Here is a 5,058-nt window from a genome sequence, read left to right on the forward strand (position 1 = left end):
ATGCTTCTGAGGAGTGATCATGGGGAATTCATCCGGAGATCTGAGAGAATTTCTCAGGAATGCAGAGGCTTTAAAGAGACAGACTGTACAGAAACAACAGAAAAATTTAACGGAAGAACCTGAAGAATACAGAGACGCAAGGCGTAAAGCCATGCGTCTCTTAGAACATATGGATCGGACGGAGAAGGGATTGAGAGAGAAATTGCGCCAGGCGGGATTTACCAGTCAGGCGGTTGATCATGCTCTGACATATGTTGAAGCCTATGGATATATAGATGATGAACGATATGCCAGAACTTATATTGCATACAGAATGGATACAAAGAGCCGGCAGAAGATCATCCGGGAACTTATGGGAAAGGGAATAGACAGGAAAACAGCGATAAATGCATGGGAGGAAGAGGCTGCCTTAAATATGCCTGATGAAAAAGAAATCCTCTATCGAACCATAGAAAAGAAATATCCGCCGGATACTGAGCTGGATGAGAAAAAAATGCGTCGGCTCTATGGTTATCTTGTGAGAAGAGGATTTGGATATTCAGACATTGCAGATACTCTTGAGAATATGAATATCAGACTTGTACATACATATTCGGATGAATCATAGTATACTCCATTGTATGTATATTGCAAAATATATTACTGAGAACAGAACGAACAGTAATTAAATATAGGAAAAATATTCAAACAATTATCCTGAAAAACTTGACATAAGTATGAAAAAAAGATAAACTTGTATTGTTGTATTTGTACAATGAAAACTAAATAAGGAGGTGCTCCTGTGACAACAACAATTATTGTTGCAATTGTCGCTGTGGTAGTCGCGCTACTTATTGCAGTTCCTGTTACTTGCAAAGTCGCTGTAAACAATAAAATCCAGAAGGATGCCGAGATTGTTGGGACAGCAGAAGACAAAGCAAGAAGCATCATAGATGAAGCTCTGAAAACAGCTGAGACTAAAAAAAGAGAAGCTTTATTGGAAGTGAAGGAAGAATCTCTCCGTACAAAAAATGAACTGGAGAAAGAAACCAAGGAACGAAGAAACGAACTGCAGAAATATGAAAATCGTGTATTAGCAAAAGAATCCGCGGTTGACAAGAAAGCAGATGCAGTTGAGAAGCGTGAAGCGGAATGCACAGCGAGAGCAGCTGAGGTGCAGAAAAAAGAAAAACGGGTAGAAGAACTTGAGCAAAAAGGAGTACAGGAACTGGAACGAGTTTCAGGTCTGACCTCCGAACAGGCAAAAGAAGAATTACTCAGATCCGTTGAAGATGATGTAAAAGTGGATGTAGCCAGACTTTACAGGGAATTGGAAAGCAGGGCAAAGGAAGAAGCTGGTAAGAAGGCTAAGGAATATGTTGTCAATGCCATCCAGAAATGTGCAGTTGACCATGTAGCTGAAACTACCATTTCGGTTGTTCAGCTTCCGAGCGATGAGATGAAGGGAAGGATTATTGGTCGTGAAGGCCGTAATATCCGTACTCTTGAGACACTTACAGGTGTGGATCTTATTATTGATGATACACCGGAAGCAGTTGTGTTATCTGCTTTTGATCCGATCCGTCGTGAAGTTGCACGTGTAGCTCTTGAGAAACTGATCGTAGATGGACGTATCCATCCGGCCAGAATCGAAGAGATGGTTGAGAAAGCCCAGAGAGAAGTAGAAGCGCAGATTCGCGAAGATGGTGAGAATGCAGCTATGGACGTTGGAGTTCATGGTATTCATCCTGAATTACTGAAACTTCTTGGACGTATGAAGTTCCGTTCAAGTTATGGACAGAATGCTTTAAGACATTCTATTGAGGTAGCTCAGTTATCCGGAATGCTGGCCGGTGAGGTTGGCGTAGATGTCCGTATGGCTAAGAGAGCAGGTCTTCTTCATGATATTGGTAAATCAATTGACCATGAAGTAGAAGGATCTCATATTCAAATTGGTGTGGATCTCTGTAAGAAGTATAAGGAATCCCAGATTGTTATCAATACGGTCGCATCTCATCATGGTGACTGTGAGCCGGAATCTCTGATCGCATGTATTGTACAGGCTGCAGATGCTATTTCAGCGGCGAGACCTGGTGCAAGAAGAGAAACGCTGGAAACTTATACCAATCGTCTGAAACAACTGGAGGATATTACGAACCAGTTTAAAGGTGTTGATAAATCTTTTGCCATTCAGGCGGGAAGAGAAATACGTGTAATGGTAGTGCCGGAGCATGTTAATGATGCAGATATGGTTCTCCTTGCGCGCGATATTGCGAAACAGATTGAAGCAGAACTTGAATATCCCGGTCAGATTAAAGTCAACGTGATACGTGAAAGCAGAGCGATTGACTATGCGAAATAATATGATTGTTCATTTTATGGACTATCGTGGACAGTTCTTTGCAGATATAAACTGTACAGATTGTATTTATACAGTCTGTGCAGTTTTTTTATGTTATAGGAAATTACTCCGTAATGTTCCTATAACATAAAAAAGCCCTCCGGACACGATTCTTTCTTGTAAAGACAGGAATACTTCCTGGAATTTCTCAGTAAACTGGTACAGGGTGATAGAATGAAGAAAAACAGAACGGGAACCAAAAAATTTCCTGCGCTTATTTTATTTCTTTTTGGATTTCTGGCCGGAAATCTGATACCGAATATAATCTGGAAGGCAAAATGGCAGCAGAAAACATGGGCATCGGTATATTTTCTGAGTACATTTGCAGGAAAAAATACAGGCAATATTGAATATCTGAAAGAAATATTAAAATACAGAGGTGTTTTTTATCTGTTGAATATAATCTGTGGATTTTCGGTTTTTGGTGCGCCGCTTGCTGTTATAACGCTTCTGGGATCAGGATTGTCTGCAGGTATGATAATGACTGTTTCTATACTGGAATTTGGATTTGCAGGCGGGGTGATCGGAATGGGACTTTTGCTGCCACAATATTTATTTTACATTCCGGTCTGGCTTTATTCTATGGAACAGGAATGGAAGATATCATCAGAAATATGGAGAAACAGAGGTCTGATTTCCGGAGAAGTCAGTATTTATCTTAAAAAAATGTGCATTGCAGCAGTAGGATATTTTCTGGGAATACTTATCGAATGCTATGTGAACCCTCTGATCATTGACATTATTCTGAAATATATAAAAATTTTTTAATGACATATTTACTATATTTAGTATTGGTTGTCATAAAATCTCCGACATATGGTATTTGATGCTGAAAAAGCTTGAAATACAAGGATTTTTCTCGAAAAAAAGGTTTGATTTTATGTAAAATAAACAGTATAATACATATACATTTTATCGGAGAGAGTACGATTTTCTGCTGATAAACTGCGAAGAGGATTAATTTTCGTCTGATCGCAGGAGCTACAGGCAGCGGATATTTTGATTAAAAGGAAACGGGAATATGGACATAGAAATAAGGGAATTTATTACATATCTGCATAATACAAAAAAAACATCGGCAAATACAGAGATCTCATACCAGAGAGATCTGAAAAAAATGGCGGAATTTCTGAAGGAACGGGGAATCAGAAATTATAAAGATGTAAAAGAACTTGAGCTTGAAGGGTATATCAGTTACATGGAACGTGAGAAGTTTGCGTCATCTTCCATTTCCAGAAGCGTTGCTTCTATGAGAGCATTTTTTCAGTATCTGTGGAAGGAAGGCGTGATCGCAGAAGATCCGGCAGATAACCTGAAACCTCCGAAGGTTGAGAAAAGGGCACCTGAGATACTTACCATAGAAGAAGTGGATAAATTACTTCAGCAGCCGAAATTGGATACCCCTAAAGGGATAAGAGATTCAGCAATGCTGGAATTGCTGTATGCAACAGGTATGAGAGTCAGTGAGATGCTTCATCTTCAGATTTTTGATGTCAATCTCCAGTTTGGATATGTGGTCTGTAATGAGAATGGAAAAGAGAGGATTATCCCTATTGGTATTCCATGCAAGAAGGCAATGGAACGGTATCTGCAAACAGCCAGAACTGTTTTTGTGAAAGATGAGAAAGAAACAGCATTATTTACAAATTGTTCAGGGAAAGCGATGAGCCGTCAGGGATTCTGGAAAGTATTAAAGGGATATGCGGATGATGCCGGTATCAAAAGGGATATTGCCCCGCATACATTGAGACATTCTTTTGCTGTGCATATGCTGCAGAATGGTGCGGATATACGAAGCGTTCAGGAAATGCTGGGACATTCCGATATTTCCACTACGCAGGTTTATCTGGGCATGAATATGAATAAAATGCGTGATGTGTATATGAAAACACATCCACGTCATTAAAAACTTATTATTTATGAGGATTGCTATAATGTCAAATGAAAAAGCTTCTATAGTCTGTTTTGAACAGTTTATAGAAGCTTTTTTAACTGAATCAAGTAAAGTCCCCTGCTTTAATTGCGAAGAGCAATAAGCAGTGGGTGGCTGAATAGTTTTTTTCTGTAATGTCATAATATGTGCTATTTACAGATAATGTAATTACAGCGATCCATCTGATCAGAGAGTATGGAATGTTGTTTATAAACAATAACGGATCAACACATCTCAGCAATTGTATACAGAAGACGTTCGGATTCTTCCCATCCAAGACATGGATCGGTAATAGATTTTCCGTAAATATGATCACATCCGATCTTCTGATTTCCCGGTTCAATATAACTCTCGATCATAAGCCCTTTTACCAGAGTATGAAGTTCCGGGTCTACCTGGCGGCTGTGGAGAACCTCTTTTGCAATACGAACCTGCTGGTCATATTGTTTATTAGAATTAGAGTGGTTGGTATCAACAATAACAGCCGGATTTTTAAGGTTTTTCTCCTGATATTTCTCCCAGAGAAGACGAAGATCCTCGTAATGATAGTTCGGGATTGCCTCCCCATGTTTATTTACGGCACCGCGGAGAATTGTATGAGCCAGTTCATTACCTGTTGTTTCTACTTCCCAGCTTCTGTAGATAAAACGATGTCCGCCCTGAGCTGCTACAACGGAATTGAGCATGACTGCAAGATCGCCGCTGGTTGGATTTTTCATACCTGCAGGAACTTCCATGCCACTGA

General features: G+C 39.7%; 5 protein-coding genes. 4 read left to right on the forward strand and 1 reads right to left on the reverse strand.

Going from position 1 to position 5,058, the window contains the following annotated elements; genetic code table 11:
• Positions 1-19 precede the first annotated feature (19 nt).
• From AC075J_RS02315 to xerD, 4 genes are all read left to right on the forward strand, one after another.
• On the forward strand, positions 20-607 hold the full coding sequence (locus AC075J_RS02315; RefSeq protein WP_022381060.1) for a regulatory protein RecX: 588 nt from the start codon (positions 20-22) through the stop codon (positions 605-607).
• Between the two features lie 174 nt (positions 608-781).
• Positions 782-2,341, forward strand: coding sequence for a ribonuclease Y (gene rny / locus AC075J_RS02320; RefSeq protein WP_008704078.1), 1,560 nt, complete (start codon positions 782-784; stop codon positions 2,339-2,341).
• Positions 2,342-2,554: 213 nt separating this feature from the next.
• On the forward strand, positions 2,555-3,148 hold the full coding sequence (locus tag AC075J_RS02325) for a stage II sporulation protein M (protein ID WP_476389930.1): 594 nt from the start codon (positions 2,555-2,557) through the stop codon (positions 3,146-3,148).
• Between the two features lie 253 nt (positions 3,149-3,401).
• Positions 3,402-4,286 (forward strand): site-specific tyrosine recombinase XerD, encoded by an 885-nt coding sequence (gene xerD / locus AC075J_RS02330; RefSeq protein ID WP_008704075.1) that lies wholly within the window; start codon positions 3,402-3,404, stop codon positions 4,284-4,286.
• Positions 4,287-4,537: 251 nt separating this feature from the next.
• Here xerD and AC075J_RS02335 read toward each other — a convergent pair.
• Positions 4,538-5,058: DAHP synthetase I family protein (locus AC075J_RS02335; RefSeq protein ID WP_476389931.1), on the reverse strand; the 521-nt coding region annotated here is incomplete at its 5' end.

It is taken from the genome of Blautia sp. ZXY-1-C6, from assembly GCF_056339875.1.